Annotated in this window: 1 protein-coding gene and 1 pseudogene; both read left to right on the top strand. The window is 49.8% G+C overall.

The features are described from left to right. A pseudogene (locus A3750_RS21385) lies at positions 1 to 262 on the top strand (hypothetical protein); the annotation flags it as partial. A gap of 37 nt (positions 263 to 299) precedes the next feature. Next, positions 300 to 656: hypothetical protein (locus A3750_RS21390; protein WP_156498815.1), on the top strand; the 357-nt coding region annotated here is incomplete at its 3' end.

Consider the following 656-nt stretch of genomic DNA (forward strand, 5'->3'; position numbering starts at 1 on the left):
CGCGCAGCGAGCGCAACTGGACAAAGAGAGTAATGTGCTGTCAACGCATCTGATGGAACGCTTTGATGGCGACAAATTGAATATTGCCGCGCTTGGCAATGTGGTTGCACAACTGCACATTCACCATGTTGTTCGTTTTAAGATAGATCATGCATGGCCTGCGCCTGTTTGGGGAAAATTTGCAGCGACGCCCTATGAGGTGACCAGGCTTGAGGCATTGCGAAGCGGCCTCGTTGACAGTTTAGCAAAGCAGTTTTCCTGAGTCTGATATACGATGTCGAGAAGAGGCTAGGGCGCGCGTGTCAACGCTTTCTGTTCGTCAGCATTACCTAGAGCGCTATGCCGAACCAGAGGCTCAAGAACTATGGCGGAGTGATTCTGCCTTGTCGCAGATAGGGCAGGGAGTAAAAGAGTTATTTGTTCTACCCGCCTATGATGAGCGCATTGACGTGCTCTCATCGTTCCTTGAGATGCCAGCGCATCAGAACCTGCTTTCTATTTGGGTATTGAATGCGCCGCATCCGGTGGTCGATAAAACCAAAGCCAGATTACGCACCCAAAAAACGCTTGAGCACTTCACGAAGTCGCTTCAAGCAAAAGAAATCTCGTCACGCCTGTATCTTGCCCAAGTAAGCCAAAACCACCAGGTTCTTATT

It is taken from the genome of Oleiphilus sp. HI0079 (assembly GCF_001635105.1).